This window comes from Roseomonas sp. TAS13 (genome assembly GCF_001950415.1).
In the GTDB taxonomy this organism is placed as follows: domain Bacteria; phylum Pseudomonadota; class Alphaproteobacteria; order Acetobacterales; family Acetobacteraceae; genus Roseomonas; species Roseomonas mucosa.
In genome coordinates, this window is record NZ_BDLP01000668.1 from 1 (window position 1) to 1231 (window position 1231).

The following is a 1231-nucleotide window of genomic DNA, read 5'->3' on the forward strand; positions in this document are numbered from 1 at the left end:
GCGGCCCCGCCGGTCTCGCCCGAGGTCAGGGGGCCGACCATCACCCGTGCGCCCTCGGAAACCGCCGCGCGCGCCGCCTCGGCCGCCCCGGCCGCGCTGCCGCGCGTGTCGTGCGGCACGAAGTCCACGCCGGGGCTCGCCTGTTCGAACAGGGCCAGGGTGGCGGCGTTCAGCATGGCCTGGCCGAGCGGCGCCTGGCTGCCGGACAGGGGCAGCAGCAGCGCGACCCTGGCGCGCGGTGGCTCCGGCGCGTTGGGGGCGGTGGCGCCGGCCGCATAGGGGCCGGCCGCGGGGCTGCGGGGTTGCGCGGCACAGGCGCCGAGTGCGAGGACCGCAGCCAGCAGCGGGAGATGCCGGAATGGGGACCAGAACGGGGACCGGGATGGGGAATTCCCAAATGGCCGGCGACGAGGACGAGGGGGTTGCGGCTTCACCGGCTGAGCTTCCTCCTGACGAGACACATGACGCTTCCCCCGGACTCTCGCCGGGCGGCGGCTCCGGCGCCAGCCTTCCGGGCCTTGTTCTGGTGGCCACCCCGATCGGCAACCTGGGCGACCTCTCGCCACGGGCCGTCGCCGCCCTGAAGGGGGCGGACGCCATCCTGTGCGAGGACACCAGGGTGACCGGACCCATGCTCGCGCGCCAGGGGGTAGGGACCAGTCTGATCCCCCTGCACGACCACAACGAGGCGAGCATGGTGCCCCGGCTGCTGGAAAGGCTGCGGGGCGGCGCCCGGCTGGCCCTGGTTTCCGATGCCGGCACGCCGCTGGTGAGCGATCCGGGCTTCCGCCTGACCCGCGCCGCCATCGATTCGGGCCTGCCGGTCACCGCGATTCCCGGGCCGAACGCGGCGCTGGTGGCACTGACCCTGTCCGGCCTGCCGCCGCATCCCTTCCTGTTCCACGGCTTCCTTCCGGCCAAGGCGGCGGCGCGCACCGTCGAGATCGGCCGCATCGCCGGGCTGGAGCGGTCCGGGCTGCGGGCGACGCTGATCCTCTACGAATCGCCGCACCGGTTGGCGGAGTCCCTGGCCGCCCTGGCGGAGGGGCTGGGGCCGGACCGGCCGGCGGCGGTGGCGCGGGAGCTGACCAAGCGCTTCGAGGAGGTGCGCCGGGCCAGCCTGGGCGAGCTCGCCACGCATTACGCCGTGCATGCGCCGCGGGGCGAGATCGTGCTGGTGATCGGCCCGGCGCCGGACGAGGCCGTCCCCGGCGAGGCCGACCTGGATGCG

Annotated in this window: 2 protein-coding genes; one reads left to right on the plus strand and one right to left on the minus strand. The window is 75.3% G+C overall.

Annotation, left to right across the window (positions count from 1 at the left end; translation table 11 throughout):
• Positions 1–566 (minus strand): ABC transporter substrate-binding protein (locus ROTAS13_RS28680; RefSeq protein WP_371329383.1); only part of this gene is annotated, 566 nt, incomplete at its 3' end.
• On the opposite strand from ROTAS13_RS28680, the gene rsmI reads away from it, so the two are divergent.
• The coding region (gene rsmI / locus ROTAS13_RS24690; protein ID WP_371329385.1) for a 16S rRNA (cytidine(1402)-2'-O)-methyltransferase at positions 527–1231 on the plus strand (705 nt) is incomplete at its 3' end. The two genes, ROTAS13_RS28680 and rsmI, sit on opposite strands and share 40 nt — an antisense overlap.